Genomic DNA, 17,227 nt, shown 5'->3' with positions numbered 1-17,227 from the left:
CCATTTCGCCGTCACCGGGCAAACGCAGCCACTACCGCGCGGGAGCATCGTCAGCCGAAAGCGCGGCAAGTTCGCGCCGATAGGTTTCGAGCATTCCCCTATAGCGAATGCACCCTCGTGCTCCGAAATACACAGCGTATAATAAGATATTGAACGCCGCTTAATTTTGCGATAGCTGTCGGGACAAGCAGCAGACGCGAGAGGACAGCGATGAACAGCCCCCAAGATTCCGCGATCCCGCAACATGGGGCCGCCTCTCCCGAAGCCGAGGCGGGCGAATGGCCGCTGCGATCCTGGGGCCTTGCCCTGCTGGGGGCAGTGGTGGGCCTGGCGATCTACTGGATCGTCCGCCCGGACAAGCATCACGGCGATTACGACCTGATGCAGACCCGCATGGCCTTGGCCACGTTCCTGGGCATCGGGTCGCTGATCTTCGGTTTCCTCGTGGAGCGCACGCGTATCCATTGGAGCGCCGCCTGTGCCGCGATCGGCGGAGCGGTGGTCGCGCTGACGATCTATTGGAACGGCCCTTTCGGCAGTCAACATGGCGAAGAGCCCTGGCGGATCGTCTGCGCCGTGCTGGCCGTGGTGATCGCGGCGCCCCTCTTCCAGGCCTGGCGGGACGCCCGCCTGATGCCGGGCTCGTCTGCCGATGGGCAGCGGGGACGCCCCCGGTCATTCACCATTCCCTATCCGGAAGCGCATGGCCACGCCTGGACCAATGTGGTGCTGTGGTGCGCGGCATGGGTCTTCGTCGGCGTGGTCTGGGCGATGGTGCTGCTGCTGTCCGAACTGTTCCGCCTGATCGGCATCAGCCTGCTCAAGGACCTGCTGGCAAAGGATTGGGCAGCGCTCCTGCTCACGGGCGCCGCGCTCGGCGCCGGGATCGGCCTCCTGCGCGAGCGTGACGGCATCCTGCGCCTGCTGCAGCGCGTGGTGACGACGATCCTGTCCGTACTGGCGCCGGTGCTCGCGCTTGGCCTGGTCGTTTTCCTGGCGGCGATCCCCTTCACCGGCCTCGCGCCGCTGTGGGACGCGACCCGTTCGACCAGCCCGATCCTGCTCGGCTGCGTGATCGGCGCACTATCCCTGGCCAATGCCGTGATCGGGGACGAGGCACCGCACGAGGCGCGCAGTCCCCTGCTGCGCGGCAGCGTGGCCGCGCTCGGCATCGCCATGCTGCCGCTCGGCGCGATTGCCGCGATCTCCACCGGCCTACGCATCCAGCAATATGGCCTGACGCCGGACCGGCTCTGGGCCGTGGTCTTCACGGCCATCGCCTGCGCTTATGGCCTGGCCTATCTCGTCGTCCTCGTGCGCTGGCGCATCCGCGCGGCACCGCACTTGCGCACGGCCAACTTGCGCCTGGCGGCCGGGCTCTGCCTCGTGGCGCTGGTACTCTCCACGCCGCTGATCAATTTCGGCGCCCTGTCCACGCGCGACCAACTCGCCCGGCTGCAGAGCGGACGGACACCGCTGGCCAGGTTCGACTGGCGCGCCATGCGCTTCGACTTCGGCCGCGCCGGTGAAGCTGCCACCCGCCGCCTCGCCGAAACCGGCCGCACGCCGGAAATCCGCGCCGCCGCGAAGAAGGCGCGGGATGCCAAGAACCGCTGGTCGCTCGACCCGGTCTCGATCGAACCTCGGCAGACGCCCATCGACCCCGCGCGCCTGCTGGTGCTGCCACGCGGCACGGTGCTGCCCAAGGCGCTCCACGACCAGCTCCAGGACTACAATGCCTGCGGATACTCCGGCGCCTGTACCGTTCTCTTCGAGAAGAACAGCGACGAGGCCGTGATCGTCACCAACGACCGGAGCTTCCTCTGGAAGGGCGAGAACGGCACTTGGAACCCCGCACCGGGGCGGCCCAACGTGACCGGCCAGGAGGCCGTCGAGCGCCTCGAAACCGCGCTCAAGGCCGGACGCGTCGAGATCCGCAAGGTCACGCGCCGCCAGGTCTTCGTGGATGGCCAGCCGGTCGGCAGCGAGTTCGAGTGACGCCCTGAACCCGGATCAGCTGCCGGTCTTGCGCAGCCCCCGCCAGGCCTCCCGCACTTTTGCGATGCCGAAGCGTACGACCTGGGCGGGTTCTATGTGCGGCATCGTCGGCAACTCGTCGGGATCGACGATGGCGTGGAGGATGGCCGGCCCCGGCGCCACCAGGAACTGCGCCATCGTGGCGTCGAGCCGCGCCGGGTCGCTGACGGTGAAGCCCTGCGCGCCGCAGGCCCGCGCGAACAGGGCGAAATCGACATTGGGGAAAGTGGTTCCTTTCGCGGCCGGAAGCGCGGCCGCCTCCATTTCGAGATGGACGAGACCCCACTGGGCATTGTCGTAGACCACGATCTTCACCGGCAAGTCGTGCTCTACGCTGGTCATGAACTCCCCGAGCAGCATGGTCATGCCGCCGTCGCCGACATGGGCGATCACCTGCCGCCCGCGATCGAGCAACTGCGCCCCGTTGGCGAGGCCCAGCCCGGTGCCGACCGCTGCATTGTTGAACGAGCCGGTGCCCCGCTGCCGCCCGCTCTGGCGCCACCAGTTCGCGGCCCATAGCGTAACCTCCCCGGTATCGGTGACGATGATCGCATCATCCGCGGCGTGGTCGCTCACGGCGCGTGCCACCGCCGGGGGATGCAACTTGCCCGGCGTCCGCGCCGTGTCCGCACGCTTGTCGAGCATGGCGTTCCAGTCCGCCCGCGCGGCCTGCGCCTTGGCCAGGAACGCCGTGTCCGTCCGCGCGGGAAGCTGTTCCAGCAGCATCGTCAGCGCGGGGCGAACCGATCCGACGATGCCGAGCGCCACCGGAGCCCGGCGCCCCAGCGCAAGCGCGCGTTCGTCGATCTGGATCACATGGCCGTGGCCGGGCAGGAACTCGGAATAAGGATAGTCCGTGCCCAGCATGATCAGCAGGTCGGCCGCGTTGATGGCATCCACACCGGCGCGGGAGCCGATCAGCCCCACGCCGCCGATCCAGTGCGGGTGATCGAACGACAGGATGTCCTTGCCGCGGAAGGTGTGCATGAGCGGCGCCTTCAGCCGTTCCGAGAGCTGCTCCAGCTCGCCCGCAGCGCCGTGACAGCCGTTGCCGCAGAACACCGCGACGGTCTTCGCCTCGCCGATCAGGCGCGCGGCTTCGGCAATGTCGGCAGGCGCCGGCGCGATCTGGGGGCGGGGGCGCAGGGTGGCCAGGCTCTGTACCGGTCCCGGCACGGCCGCGGAGAAGACATCCGGCGGCACGTTGATATGCGCCACGCCGCGCTCGGCATAAGCCGCCGCGATCGCCTCGCGGATCACCGCCGGGGCCTGTTCCGCGGCGGATATGACCTGGCTGTAGACCGACACGTCCCGGAACAGCAGCGCCGGATCGTCTTCCTGCAGATAGTCCGTGCCGCGCTTCTCGGCCGGCACGCCGCCGGTGATCGCCAGCACCGGCGCATGGTCCTTGCGCGCCTCGTACAGTCCGGCGACGAGGTGATTGCCGCCGGGACCGGTGGTGCCGCAGCACACGCCGAGCCGCCCGGTCAGCTTGGCCTGCCCGGCTGCCGAAAGCGCGCCGCCTTCCTCATGCCGCACGCCGATCCATTCCACCCGGTCATCGGCATCGAGCGCGTGAGTGAACGGATTGAGGGCATCGCCGACCACCCCGAACACATGTTCCACGCCAAGCTGTGCAAGCGTATCGACCAGAAGTTCGGCAACGGTTTTCGACATGATGGCTCCTCGAATGACCAAACCTTCCCAACGCATCGCCGCCCCATGCGCTCCTCGAAAAGTGTCCGCCCGGCAGGATAGGGCGCACCGGCCCGAACCGATGGGACAATGGAAATCTTCGGCATGGCTTCAATTGCATTCGTGCGGGCAAGTGGCGTAGGCTTCCGCCGCAACAAAGCGGGAGCCGCCATGATCGACCGTCGCCATTTCCTTGCCACCGCGTCCGCGGGGGCCGCACTCGCCGCCGCCGGTCCGGCATTTGCCCGCATATCCGCGCCCAAGGGCGCCGCTGCCGGTTCGGCCGATCCCGCCCTGGCCGCCTTCATGGACAAGTATTTCGAAGCCCAGGTCGATGCCTCGCCGGAAACCGCGACGCAGCTGGGGCTGGATACCGGGGCCCGCGCCGCGCTGAAATCCCGCCTCACCGTGCCTACGCTGGAGCAGGAAGAGAAGGACCGCGCCCGCGTCCGCGCGGCACGCGCCGAACTGGGCACTCTGAACCGCGCCTCGATGACGGCGCAGGACGCCATCTATTACGACACCGTCGCGGCGAACCTCGATGCCATCATCAAGACTTACGCCATCCCCTATGGGCAGGGCGGATGGCCGCAGGTCTACCGCGTCAGCCAGGGCGGCGGCGCCTATCTCAACACCGGCGACTTCCTCGACAACCAGCACACCATCAAGACTGCGGCCGATGCCGAAGCCTATGTGGCCCGCGTCGGAGACTTCGCGGATGTCCTTGCCGCAGAAACCGACCGGATGAACGAAGACTTCGGCCGGGGCGTGATCCCGCCCGACTTCATCCTCAAGAAGACCATCGGATTGCAGGCGGGCATGCTGGGCACGAAGCCCGGAGAATCCACGCTCGTCCAGTCGATCATGCGGCGCACGCACGAACAGTCGATCCCCGGCGAATGGGGCGCGCGGGTGGAAAAGCTGGTTGCCGAGCGGGTCTATCCCGCCCTTCAGCGCCAGAACGACGCCCTGAAGGCCGTTCTGCCCAAGGCCGGCCACGAGGCTTCGGTATCGCGCCTGCCCCAGGGCGCGCAGTATTACGCCAATAGCCTGAACTACATCACCACCACCCGCATGACTGCCGACGAAATCCATCGCATCGGCCTGGAGCAGGTGGCGGACCTGACCGCGCGTTCGGACGAGATGCTGAAGAAGCAGGGCATGTCGCAAGGCACGGTGGGCGAACGCATGGCCTCGCTGATCGCCAACCCGGCCAATGTCTATCCCAACACCGACGCCGCCAAAGTCGAACTCGTCGCCCATCTCAACGAACAGATGGCGGCGATGCAGGCCCTGCTGCCCAAGGCTTTCGGCCGCCTGCCCAAGTCCGGCGTGCAGATCAAGCGCGTCCCGCCGGAGATCCAGGAAGGCGCCTCGCAGGGGTATTACAATTCGCCCAGCCTCGACGGCACGCGGCCGGGGATCTACTGGATCAACCTGACCGACACGGCCAACTGGCCCAAGTTCGGCCTGCCCACCCTCACTTATCACGAAGCCATTCCGGGCCATCACCTGCAGATCGCCCTGCAGCAGGAAAGCCCCGCCGCGCCCAAGCTGATGAACCTCATGTTCTTCTCCAGCTACGCCGAAGGCTGGGGCCTCTATGCCGAACAACTGGCGGACGAACTGGGCGCCTACGACAACGACGCCCTCGGCCGCGTCGGCTTCTACCAGAGCCTGCTGTTCCGCGCGGTGCGACTGGTGGTCGATACCGGCATCCATTCCAAGGGCTGGAGCCGTGAACAGGCCATCCGCTATTTCATCGACAATACCGGCCGCGCCGAAGGCGGGGCGACCTCGGAAGTGGAGCGCTATTGCTCGTGGCCGGGACAGGCCTGTGCCTACAAGGTCGGGCACAACGAATGGGTCCGCCTGCGCGAGAAGGCGCGCACGGCGCTCGGCAGCCGCTTCGACATTCGGGGCTTCCACGACACCGCCCTGGCCGGCGGCGGCATGCCGCTGACGGTCCTGGAACGCGTGGTCGACAACTGGGTATCGGCGCAAAAGGCCGCCGGCTGAACCCCGGGACCAGAGGGGCAGCGTAAGCTGCCTTCGCTGCCTGCCCGTAAGCAAAGGGGAAAAGCGGCCTGGATGCACATCCAGGCCGCTTTTTCATGGACAGGGCAAGCTGGCCGGGATCAGTCCTTCCAGGTCCGGCCCTTGAGGCGCGCCGTCGTTACCGGGCCGAGATGCTCGGCATCCTCACCCAGCGCGAAGCCGTAATCGCCGGGAGCGAGCACCCAGCTGCCCTCGCGCCAGTCGGCGAGCAGACGCGGGTCGATGGTCATGGCCACTGCCTTGCCCTGCCCCGCAGCCAGTTCCACGCGCTGGAAGCCGACCAGACGCTGCACCGGCTTGCCCGCGCGGGATACCAGGTAGAGCTGCGCCACCGTGGCGCCGGCGCGCTTGCCGGTGTTCGTGACACGGGCCGTCGCCTTCGCGCCGTCGGTCTTCAGCGCGTCAGCCGCGAACCGGGTGTAGCTGAGACCGTAGCCGAAGGGGAACAGCGCCTTCTGGCCCTTGCCCGCGTTCCAGCGATAACCGAGATTCGCGCCTTCGATATTGTAGTCCGCCACCAGCCTCTGCCCGTGCACGTCGGGCGCTCCGGCAAAGTCCGGCTCGACCGTATCGAAGCCCTCGATCGTGGCGCGCGGCAACTGGTCGATGCCGGTGGGGAACGTGATCGGCAGCTTGCCCGAAGGATTGGCCTGGCCGAACAGCACCGCGGCAATCGCTTCCGCGCCCCTTGCCCCGGGGTACCAGGCTTCCAGCACCGCGGCCGTCTTGTCCAGCCAGGGCATCAGCACCGGCCCGCCGGTTTCCAGCACGACGATGGTATTGGGATTGGCTGCGGCGACAGCGGCGATCAAGGCATCCTGGCCGTTGGGCAGCGACAGATCGGGCTGGTCGAAGCCCTCGCTGGACCACTGCGTGGCGAACACGATGGCGATGTCCGCCGCCTTGGCCTGAGTCACGGCTTCGGAGATGTAGCGGCCGCTGCGATAGTTCACCTGGGCCTGAGGCGCGGCGGCGCGGATGGCCTTGATCGGCACCGACCGATGATAGGCTTCGAACAGGAAGGGCGAGAAATCGTCCTCGCCTCCTTGCGGCACGTTCACGGCGGCGCCGCCTTCGCCCTGCACCTGGCTGGAGCCCGCGCCGGACAGAACGCCGCTGTTCGCATAACCGCCGATCACGGCGATGCGCTTGGCCGAAGCCGCCAGCGGCAGCACGCCGCGCGCGTTGCGCAGCAGCACGATACCCTGCCGCGCCACCGCCTCGGCAACGTCGCCGTGCGCCTTGAAATCGATGGCACCGCCCGGCTTCACGGGATTTTCGACCAGGCCGTTGTCGTAGACGGCCCAGAGGATTCGCCGGTTCATATCATCCAGCCGCCGGGCATAGGCCGGGTCCGCCTTCGCCGCAGCGCCCAGCTTCGCGGCGAAGAACACGTCCTTGTCCAGCTCCGAGCCGGACTGCTGGTCCAGTCCGTTCAGCGCCGTGCCGAGCGAAGGCACCGCGCCCCAGTCCGACATGACGAAGCCCTTGTAGCCCCAGGCCTGCTTGAGAACCTTGTTGAGCAGCCAGTCGTTGTCGCAGGCCGAATGGCCGTTGACCTTGTTGTAAGCGCACATCACCGCGCCGGGATTGCCGATCTCGATGCCGATCTTGAACGCCAGAAGGTCGCTTTCGTGGGCATTCGCCGGAGAGATGACGCTGTCGACTTCCTTGCGCGCGGTTTCCTGCCCGTTGAGCGCGAAGTGCTTGATGGTCGCGATGATGTGGTTCGATTGCACGCCGCGAATGGCATGGCCGGCCAGAGTACCGGCCAGGAGCGGATCCTCGCCGAAATATTCGAAATTGCGACCGTTGCGCGGATCGCGCATCAGGTTCACGCCGCCCGCCAGCAGCACGTTGAAGCCTTTGGCGCGGGCCTCCGCGCCGATCATCCGGCCGCCCTGCTCGGTCAGTTCGGGGTTCCAGGTGGCCGCCTGCGCCAGGCCCGAAGGCAGCGCCGTGGCGCCGTCCTTGCGAAGGCCGAACACATAGGACACACCCAGGCTGGCGTCGGTTTCCAGAAGCGCCGGGATGCCGAGCCGGGGGATGCCGGTGATATAGCCCGCGCCGGGAACGGCTTCGGCCGGCGGCTCGGGCGAAGTCGGCGTCAGCTTGATGGGCATGATGCCCACCGTGAGCACGGTCTTCTCTTCCGGCGTCATCGCCTCAAGCGTCCGTTCCGCGCGCGCGGAAGCCGCCGCGCCGCGATCCTGCGCGGCAGCCGGCATGGCCGTGGACGCGGCAACCGCGCCGGCGAAAAGAAACGAATGGCGAAGGGTCATGTCGGCGATCCTGATTTCAAGCGGCGGTGGTCGGCCCGGATGGCAGGACGAACGCCGCCATGGCGTGTCTCGAAACCATCGGTGAAGGCGGAGAAGCGCGCCGAAAGACCAGCCGATCGCGACATCACAAACCCCCTCCCCTGTTTTCGTCCATCTGGACGAAAAGAAATGCGGGCGAACGCCAGCCGCGTCAAGCGGCTTGTTGCGCCGCGCCGCGGGTCAATGGATCAGCTCGGAGATTTCCTTGTCGCGGGGTCGTGAACCGAGCCCGTCAGAAGCCTGACCACGGCCTCGGCATGGGCCTCCACGGCCTCGTCCGTCATGAAGTCGTAACCCATCGCGAGCTGCGCCTCCTTCTGCAGCATGAAAGGCAGCTGGATCATGCCGACCATCGCGTAGAGCAGCGAGGGCAGCGGCATGTCCGGCACCAGGCCGCGGTCCAGCAGTTGCGTCAGATTTCCGGTCGTGGCGGCCTGGTTGGCGCTGACGAACTCCCGCACCATCCACTCCAGCCTTTCGCCGCCCGCAATCGTTTCGGAAACGGTGATGCGGGCATGCTCCGGATGCTCGGCACTGTAGCGGGTGTAGAGGTGGACCAGCTTGCGGAACCGCTGTTCGAAATCGAGTTCCGCCTCGGCTTCCACCGGGTCGATGACCTGACGCTGGAGCAGGGCGAACATGTCGCGCACGGCCTCACGCCAGAGTTCGTCCTTGCTGCCGAAGTGGTAGGTGATCATCGAATGGGTCGTGCCGGCGGCGCGCGCGATGTCGCGCACATTGGCCGCGGCAAACCCGTGCGCGGCGAAAACCTGGCGCGCGCAATGCAGGATGCGCGACCGCGTGGCCTCGGCCCGCGCCTGCGACAGCCGCCGACGGCCGCCCGAAGCTTCGCCCTGTTTCGCCGCCCGTTCCGAAGCGGTGGGCGCGTCCGATGGCTGCTTGTGAATGATGCTCTCCATGCCTTGCCCGATCCGCCGGGGCCCGTGATCGCCCGAAAGGATGCACGAGAGGCCCGACATGCGAAACCCCGCCGCGATGGGCGGCGGGGTCAATTCGGCCGTGACGATGGCAATCCCGATTGCTCGGCGGTCCCTGCGAATACGCGGGGAGGACAGCCAGTCCCGGACGGATCCTGCCTTACATGGCCTCGCCGATAGCTTCCAGCGATCTGCGCTTGGTCTCCGGGAAGAAGGCCAGCACGATCACGAACTGCAGCGCCATCATCGCGCCGAACAGCCAGAACGGCAGCGCGCGGGCATGCGCGGCAGCGAGCGGGAAGCCGAAGGCGATCACCGCATCCATGAACCAGTGGACCGAGGAGCCGAGGCTCTGACCGCGTGCGCGCACGTCGGTAGGGAAGATCTCGCTGATATAGACCCAGATCACCGCGCCTTGCGAGAAAGCGAAGAAGGCGATGAAGCCGATCAGCAAATAGAGCAGCCAGCCCTGATGAGTGCCACTGCCGAAAATCGTCGCCACCCCCGCCAGCGCGGCCGTCAATCCCACGGAACCGATCAACAGCAGGGTCTTGCGGCCGATCCGGTCGATCACGGTGAGCGCCAGCCCGGTGAAGAGCAGGTTGCAGGCGCCGATGACGATGGCCTGCCGGTCCGCCGAAACACCCGTGAAACCGGCAGCAGCGAAGATGTCGTTGAGGTAATAGAGGATCGCGTTGATGCCGGAGAGCTGGTTGAACGCGGCAATGGCGATCGCCAGCAGCATCGGCCGGTGGTGTCGCTTCCAGCTGAGCCGCGGGGCGTGGCTTTGCTCCTCCGCCCGGCGCCAGACGGCCATCTCGCCCGCCACATCGGCATTGCCCAGCTTGCCGAGCACGGCGGCGGCCTCCGCCTCGCGGCCCTTGGCGAAGAGCCAGCGCGGGCTGTCGGGGATGGTTCGCATCATCACCAGCAACAGCACGGCCGGAAGCGCGGTGACGCCGAACTTGACGTGCCAGTCGAGCGCGCCGAGATGAAGGCTCGATACGAAATAGTTGCTGAGATAGGCGACCAGAATGCCCAGCACGACATTGAGCTGGAAGGCGCCCACCATCATGCCGCGCCGCTCGGCCGGGGCGATCTCGGCGATGTAGACCGGCGCCAGTACCGACGATGCGCCCACCGCAAATCCCGCCAACACCCGCATGATGAGCAGCATCGGCCAGTTCACCGCCAGCAGGCAACCGATCCCGGACACCAGGTAAAGCAGCGCGATCACCGACAACGACGCGCGCGCACCGTAGCGGTCCCCCGGAATGCCTGCGAGCAGCGCGCCCGCAAGCGTGCCCCAGAGCGCGCTGGAGACGGTCACCCCGACGCCGGTGGCGTCGAGGCCGAAGGCGGTCCGGATGCCTTCCGTGGTGCCGGCGATCACCGCCGTGTCGAACCCGAACAAGAGCCCGGCCAATGCGCCGACCAGCACACCCCGGAAAAGCGTCGCATTCATCAGGATGTGTCCTTTCCAACCAAACTCACGATTTGGAGCCGAATTTTCCCGCTAAAGTCGAACGCACGCCAATACGCCCCAGCTTCAGCCCATCAGCCACCTCGGGAAAAATCCACGACACCTAAGGAGAGGGCAAATGCTGCGGGGATAACACGGTAATCGCGGATCTGGCGCTGCCCTGGTTCTCGCTCACGATGCTCTCTCCCGGCCAAAGACCAACCGCTTCCGCCTCGTCAGGAATTGCTACGAAGAGGCAGCGCTTAAGTCCATCGTGAATGATGCAGCGATCCGCGATGCGTGCCAAAATCGATCGGCATGGACAAGTTCCTGCGGATCCGGCACGCCCTCCGCAATCCCGGGCAAAGGCTTCCCACGCTTGAGCGTTTCAGGGGCAGCGCGGCCGAACAAGGCAGAATGCGAAGGACACAAGATCATCTGTGCAAACAAGGAACCCGTCCGATCATTGAACCGGACGGGTTAGTGGCTGCAGGCGCGGAAGGTTGAATGGCGCCTGCAAGTCCTCAGAAGCGGAAGCGCGTGCCCAATCCGAAATAGCGGCCTTCGTATCGGATATCCCGCGGGTAGGTCTGGGTCTGGTTGAAGTACCGGTAGTTGTTGAACGGCTTGCCCAGGATGTTGCTGACGTCCGCCGTGATCGTGATGGCCGGAATGACGGTGTAGGAAAGGGAGTAGTCCAACCGTGCGATCGGCTTGGTGCCTTCGCCTACGTAGAGATTTCCATTGGCATCCGGCGAATAGAAATTGGTGAATTTCGAGCGATAGTTGTAAGAAAGGCGGGTCGAGAGCTTACCCCGCTCGTAGAACAATACGGCGTTGTAGCTCCACTTCGACACGCCGGGAATGGCCACCATCTTGGTGTCTTGCCCTAGAGCGTTGGGAAGCTGGTTCTTGCCGTCCAGATAAGTTGCGTTCGCTTGAACGCCAAACCCGGAAAGCCAGCCCGGCAGGAAGTCGAAGAAGCTGTGGAACCCGGCCTCGATGCCCTTGATACGTCCGGAACCCGCGTTTTCAGGGCGCACGACCTGGATCAGGCCATAGACCGGATCCTGTACATCGCGGGTATAGTCGCTGATGAAGCCGTCGAGATCGCGATAGAACACCGAGATCCCTGCCGCCGCCCGGGGTGAGAAGTAGTATTCGATCGTACCGTCGTAATTGCGCGAGGTCAGCGGCGCGAGATCGCGGTTGCCGGCGCGCCCGAAAGCGTCATAGCGCCCCGGCGTGCCCCCGGTGTTCTGCGCGCGCGTGATGTTCACCGCCGGATTGAGCTGGCCGAAAGTCGGCCGGGTTCGCGTTTCGGTATAGGCCAGTCGAACCTGAAGCTTGTCGGTGGGACGAATGCGCATGCTGACGTTGGGCAGGACGTCGACGTAGTTCTGCCGGTTCTGTTCCGGGGTCTGAACTCCGTCCACCAGTGACGTGCCCGAATAGACGCCGTCGGTGTTGACGATGCGCACGCCGACAAGGCCGCCGACATCCACTCCGCCGATGTCGAAAGCATATTTGCCCTGGGCATAGGCGGCATATGTCTTTTCGCTGGCCTCCCACGATGCCAATGGGTCGATCGGCACGTCGGTGCTGGACCAACGCGCGACGTTGTCGGCAAGCCCGGCATCGTTCGGATTGAGAGCCGAGAGTTGCTGCAAACCGGCAAGGGCGATCGCTCGCAGGCCATCGATGTTGCTGCGGATGGCCGACCGTTCAGGGGCAAGCCATTGCGTGAAGCCCTGCACGCCGCCCCGGAAGCTGTCGTCCACCAGCGACATGGCGCCCAGGCCGAGTTCGTTCATGCCGATGCCAAGGTCCATGAGGTAGGCATAGCGCGAACCTGAGCGGACCGAAGAATTGCGCGTGGTCACGCGGCTGCCGACCTGCAACTGCGGAAGAAACGGGATGTCGGTTTCGAGCGAAATGTCGCCCCGCCACTGGATGCCGTTTCCTTTGCCGACATATGTGCGGTCGAAGAACCCGCGGAACTGGTAATGGCTGGGGTCGGTTGCATCGAAGCCAGGCAGGGAGAAGGCAGCCGATCCCTTCACGTCGAACGCAGCATCCACCGTCGGGGCCGATGTCAGGGCGGAATCGAGGCTCCATTCGGTCTGCTTGAAGGTACTGTCGGTATAAGCGAAGTCGGTTGAGATCGTCGCCTTGCCGGTCGTCCAGATCGCGCCGATCGCGCCCTGGTAGGTGTTGGTGTCGCCATTGACGGTCGAACGATAGATGTCCGGGCGCCAGCCTCCGGTCTTGGTCAGACTTGCGACCTTGTTCGGTTCGTCGGGATCGAGCACGACATTGCTGAGCTGCGCGCCGGCAAAGCGAAGCGATGTCGCGAAGAAGTCGTTGGCGTCGCGGCCGCGATAGGCCTGCCACAGGCCATCGACGTAGATTTCGAGATTGGGCGCCGGCTTCCACTGAAGCGAGGCATTGATCGACGGACGCTTGCGGATGCCGCTGTTGTAGAAGACGCCGACGGCCTCGGGAAACACGAAGTCGCGGCCGACCGATTCCGGTTCGACCGTATTGGCGACATCTGGCGCCAATACGTCGGCACTGTTCCACCGGGCAGCATTACGGAACTGTTGCTGCGTATAGGCGAAGTTGATGAGCGCGCCGATCTCGCCGATACCGGTCTGCCAGCGGTCGGTGATCTGGAGATTGGCATTGGCCGGATCGTACTTCTTCGACTGGTCGTTGTAAGTACCGCGAACGGCGCCTGCGATTTCGAACCCCTTGAAGTCGAACGGGCGCCAGGTGCGGACGTTGATGAGACCGGCCAGCCCGGGCTCGACCAGATCGGCCGTGCCGGATTTGAAGACTTCAAGCGCGCGCAACGCGCCCGGAGGGAAGTCCCAGAGCGCGACCCCGCGAGATTCCGCCGTGAATATGTCGCGTCCATTGAAAGTCGTGGCGACATCGGGCAGGCCGCGGACAAGAACCTGGTTGGCTTCATCGCCGGACCGGCTGACCTGGACGCCCGATATCCGCGCAAGCGATTCCGCTGCGTTGTTATCCGGCAGCTTGCCGATGTCTTCCGCAACGATGGCATCGACGATCGCATCGGATTCCCGCTTGATCTGCGCCGCATTGTACAGGCTGGCCCGGAAGCCCGTGACGATGATGTCCTCAGCCGAGACAGGATCCGAAGCCGCAGTATCGGCCTTGTCCTGCTGCGAAGACTTCTGATCCGTTTGATTGGCCTCATCGCGTGCGATGTCCTGACCATAAGCAGGCGCCGCGAACGCGGCACAGGCGCACGATAGATACAGTCCGACTTTAAGCATCTGGCATCTCCCCCGTTTCCCCAATTCCGCTGATCTAACGACCCACTAAAGGTCCGTATGATCGGGAATATCTGTATATTTGAGTTTCATTTATCTTTCTCAAATCGATTCGACAATCAAAAATTAGTCTGAGTATATCGCCTGCGTCAGATAATGTCGCAAAGCCGTGCGCTGACCGGCCATCGAAGTGGCGACAAAGGCGGCGGCTCCGGCTCGGCGGCTGTTGGATTAAATCTTTGAAGGGTAGCGGCCCGGTACTGATGACCGGAATGCCGCCACCCTCTGGAATGTCCCGTCGCCGGACGCACCAACCGTGACAGGCTGCGCACTGTCTGATGAACTTGCCGCTGCGGGGAGATCAGGCGCTTTGCGATTGATCGGGATCAGCGAGCCAGCCCGACCGTGAAACAACGCCGGGGCGAAGTCCCATCGCGCGCTCCGGCGTGGATTGACCTGCGAGGTTTCGGATTTTACGTTATTCCTAATAATGTAAAAGGACTCGATATGGGACGAGTGACAATCGTGACGGGCGCTGCTTCCGGCATCGGCCTGGGTGTTTCGCAGTGGTTTGCCGCCAAGGGGCACCGGGTGGCGATGATGGACCGCAATGGGGATGAGGTGCGGGCAGCCTCGGACACGCTCAATGCGCGGGGCTTCGACACGCGTCCCTTCACCGTCGATGTGGCGGATCGCGATCAGGTGGAAGCGGCTGTCGCCGAAACGCGCCAGGCGTTTGGACCGATCGAACTGCTGATCGCCAATGCCGGCATCTCGGAATACAAGCCCTTCGTCGAAATGACCGTGGCAGAATGGCAGCGCATGCTGGACGTCAACCTCTCCGGCATGTTCCACTGCATCCAGCTGGCCATCCCCGACATGATCGCGGCCAAGTGGGGGCGGATCGTCACGATCTCGTCCATGAGCGCGCAAGTCGGCGCGCCCAGCATGGCGCATTACTCGGCATCGAAAGGCGGCGTCACGTCGCTGACCAAGGCGGTGGCACGCGAATTCGCGGAACTGGGCATTACGGCCAACACGATCCCGCCGGCGATCGTCTATACCGGGCTGAGCCGCCGTACCGAGGTCGACGGCAGCAACCCGCGCATCGATGCGATGGTGCAGGGCGTCCCCCTGAAGCGGATCGGCATGCCCGAAGACATTGCCTCTGCCTGCGACTGGCTATGTTCGGACCATGCCGGATACGTGACCGGGCAGGAGATCAACGTGAACGGCGGCATGTACTCCTGAGCCGGCCGATGACGGGCAGCCTAGTCCAGATGGATCGCGATCGGCCGCGTGAACGCGCGCACGACCAGCGTGTCCAGCAACTTGACCACGTTGCCAACGGGATAGTCCTCGTCCTGGCGCAGCCACCAGCGCAATATGTCGAATATGGCGTTGGTGACGAGTTCGGTAACGAGGTCGGCCGGCAAAGCCGGGTTGGCGCGAGGCCTGCTCTCCGCGATCTCGTTGGCGATGCGCGAGAATTCCGCGCGCATCTTCTCGTTCGCGCCGGCTGTCAGCAGGGTCGACCAGAGTTTGCGATGACCGTTCACGTAGCGGCACAAGTCATCGAGCGAGCTGGTGGCCTTGCGCTCGAACGCGGGCTGCGAATGGCGCAGCAGATGGCGCACCTGTTCGGTCGCGACATCGGCCAGCAGGTCTTCCTTGCTGGCGAATTGCCGGAAGAACACCGGGTAGCTGACTTTCGCTTGCGCCGTGATCTCCTTGATGGTGATGAGATCGAGGGGCTTGGTGTCTATGAGTTCGAGCAGCGCTGTCTTCAGCGCTTCGCGAGAGCGCGTCACGCGGGCGTCGTGCGGTCTGCTGATGCGTTCGCGGGCGCGGTCTGGAATCGACACTCGAACAATCCTCTGTTGCACGCTGACGGTAATACGCGGCGTGCCGAAACGGCAAGGCGGCCTGCTCATTCATCGACGCGGTGGTATCGGCGTCATCATCGAATGGCCCGCCGCGTCAAGGCATTTGCCGGCCTTCATATGCCTAAAATCATTCGAAGCGGCGCCGATGGGCGGCGGTCCTGCCCCGTGCGGACCGAGACCCTGGCCCTATCTGACGGGAGAGCATCATGAACACGACGGAGCGCGACTATTACACCGACCGCACGGTCCTGCTGGATCCTTACGACTGGTTCGAGGAAATGCGCGCCAAGGGGCCGGTATGCCGCATGGCCAACCGCGACCTGGTCCTCGTCACCGGCTTTGCGGAAGCGGTCGAGCTGCTCAACAACGCGGCCGACTGGTCGAACGCGATCAGTGTCAGCGGCCCGCTTCTGCCGTTGCCGTTCGAACCCGACGCCGAGGACATCTCCGGGCAGATCGAGGAGCACCGCGGCGACATCCCGCTTGCCGATCTCCTCGTGGCCAAGGACGGCACGCCGCATGTCCAATCGCGGGCCTTGATCTCCGCCCTCTTCACGCCCTCGCGCCTCAAGGCCAACCAGGCCTACGTCACCGCGCTCGCCGATCGCATGGTTCGCGGCGTCGTCGCGCAGGGCGGATGCGAGTTGATCGGCGAGATCGCCAGCCCCTTCGTCACTTTCGTGGTATCGGATATCCTCGGCGTGCCGGAAGCCGACCGGGACGATTTTCGCCGCATCATCGACCTTGCCCCGCCGCCCGGAAACATGGAGGCCGCGCCGCCTCCGGGCAAGGAAGCGGAATGGGCTGCAAGGCCGCGCGAGACCGAAGAAGTCAATCCGCTCGAATATATGGCCGCCTATTTCTACCGCTACATTTCCGAGCGCCGGGCCCAGCCGCCCCGGGACGACGTCCTTTCCGAGTTCGCCCACTCCCGCTATCCGGACGGCACCCAGCCCGACATCCCGGAACTGATCCGTCTCGCCACTTTCCTGTTCGGAGCGGGGCAGGACACCAGCGCCAAGCTGATCGGCAATGCCATGCGCTATCTCGTCGACGTGCCGGGCCTGCAGCAGCAACTCCGCGACGATCATAGCCTGATCCCGGCGTTTCTCGAGGAGGTGCTGAGGCTCGAAGGCTCGACGAAAGTGGTCAAGCGCCTTGCCAGGCGTGCCATGCGGGTCGGCGACATGGAGATCGAACCGGGGACCAAGGTGGTGATCGCCATTTCCGCCGCCAATCGAGATCCACGCCGGTGGGAGGAACCTCACGCATTCAGGCTCGGGCGGCCGGGCATCAAACAGCACCTCGCCTTCGGCCGCGGCGCCCATACTTGCGCCGGGGCGCCGCTGGCGCGCTATGAGGTCCGCATCATCTTCGAGAAGTTCCTCGAACACACGCGCTGGATATCGCTGTCGGAAGATCGCCACGGCACCGCCGAGAACCGCATCCTGGATTTCGAGCCCACTTATAGCATGCGAGGCCTCGCGAACCTCCATGTCGAACTGGAACCCGCGGTTTGAGTTCGTCC

Annotated in this window: 10 protein-coding genes; 4 read left to right on the top strand and 6 right to left on the bottom strand. The window is 65.1% G+C overall.

Going from position 1 to position 17,227, the window contains the following annotated elements; translation table 11 throughout:
• Window positions 1–210: 210 nt before the first annotated feature.
• Complete coding sequence (locus ACZ1J6_RS02420; RefSeq protein ID WP_134094332.1) at window positions 211–1,998, top strand: DUF4153 domain-containing protein; 1,788 nt, start codon at window positions 211–213, stop codon at window positions 1,996–1,998.
• 15 nt (window positions 1,999–2,013) lie between these two features.
• On the opposite strand, the gene ACZ1J6_RS02415 is transcribed toward ACZ1J6_RS02420, so the two are convergent.
• On the bottom strand, window positions 2,014–3,714 hold the full coding sequence (locus ACZ1J6_RS02415; RefSeq protein ID WP_134094331.1) for a thiamine pyrophosphate-binding protein: 1,701 nt from the start codon (window positions 3,712–3,714) through the stop codon (window positions 2,014–2,016).
• A gap of 189 nt (window positions 3,715–3,903) precedes the next feature.
• Here ACZ1J6_RS02415 and ACZ1J6_RS02410 point away from each other — a divergent pair, with 189 nt between their 5' ends.
• Window positions 3,904–5,751 carry a DUF885 domain-containing protein gene (locus ACZ1J6_RS02410; RefSeq protein WP_134094330.1) on the top strand — a complete coding sequence of 616 codons (1,848 nt, stop codon included), beginning with the start codon at window positions 3,904–3,906 and terminating at the stop codon, window positions 5,749–5,751.
• Window positions 5,752–5,870: 119 nt separating this feature from the next.
• Here ACZ1J6_RS02410 and ACZ1J6_RS02405 read toward each other — a convergent pair whose 3' ends face one another.
• The 4 genes from ACZ1J6_RS02405 to ACZ1J6_RS02390 form a co-directional block, all read right to left on the bottom strand.
• On the bottom strand, window positions 5,871–8,072 hold the full coding sequence (locus ACZ1J6_RS02405; protein WP_134094329.1) for a glycoside hydrolase family 3 C-terminal domain-containing protein: 2,202 nt from the start codon (window positions 8,070–8,072) through the stop codon (window positions 5,871–5,873).
• 227 nt (window positions 8,073–8,299) lie between these two features.
• On the bottom strand, window positions 8,300–9,124 hold the full coding sequence (locus ACZ1J6_RS02400) for a TetR/AcrR family transcriptional regulator (protein ID WP_134094328.1): 825 nt from the start codon (window positions 9,122–9,124) through the stop codon (window positions 8,300–8,302).
• A gap of 85 nt (window positions 9,125–9,209) precedes the next feature.
• Entirely contained in the window at window positions 9,210–10,514 is a 1,305-nt protein-coding gene (locus ACZ1J6_RS02395) for a sugar porter family MFS transporter (protein WP_134094327.1), read from the bottom strand.
• A 521-nt stretch (window positions 10,515–11,035) separates the two neighbouring features.
• A complete protein-coding gene (locus ACZ1J6_RS02390; protein WP_134094326.1) occupies window positions 11,036–13,816 on the bottom strand; it encodes a TonB-dependent receptor in 2,781 nt (926 codons plus the stop codon).
• A 513-nt stretch (window positions 13,817–14,329) separates the two neighbouring features.
• Between ACZ1J6_RS02390 and ACZ1J6_RS02385 the strand changes: the two genes are divergently transcribed.
• Complete coding sequence (locus tag ACZ1J6_RS02385) at window positions 14,330–15,064, top strand: SDR family NAD(P)-dependent oxidoreductase (RefSeq protein ID WP_208324849.1); 735 nt, start codon at window positions 14,330–14,332, stop codon at window positions 15,062–15,064.
• A gap of 20 nt (window positions 15,065–15,084) precedes the next feature.
• Here the strand turns inward: ACZ1J6_RS02385 and ACZ1J6_RS02380 are convergent, their stop codons facing one another.
• Window positions 15,085–15,678 (bottom strand): TetR/AcrR family transcriptional regulator, encoded by a 594-nt coding sequence (locus tag ACZ1J6_RS02380; RefSeq protein ID WP_166675250.1) that lies wholly within the window; start codon window positions 15,676–15,678, stop codon window positions 15,085–15,087.
• Between the two features lie 227 nt (window positions 15,679–15,905).
• Between ACZ1J6_RS02380 and ACZ1J6_RS02375 the strand changes: the two genes are divergently transcribed.
• Window positions 15,906–17,219, top strand: coding sequence for a cytochrome P450 (locus ACZ1J6_RS02375; protein WP_134094323.1), 1,314 nt, complete (start codon window positions 15,906–15,908; stop codon window positions 17,217–17,219).
• Window positions 17,220–17,227: the final 8 nt, after the last annotated feature.

It is taken from the genome of Novosphingobium sp. BL-S-21 (assembly GCF_055521655.1).
This window is presented reverse-complemented; position numbering and strand designations above follow the sequence as displayed.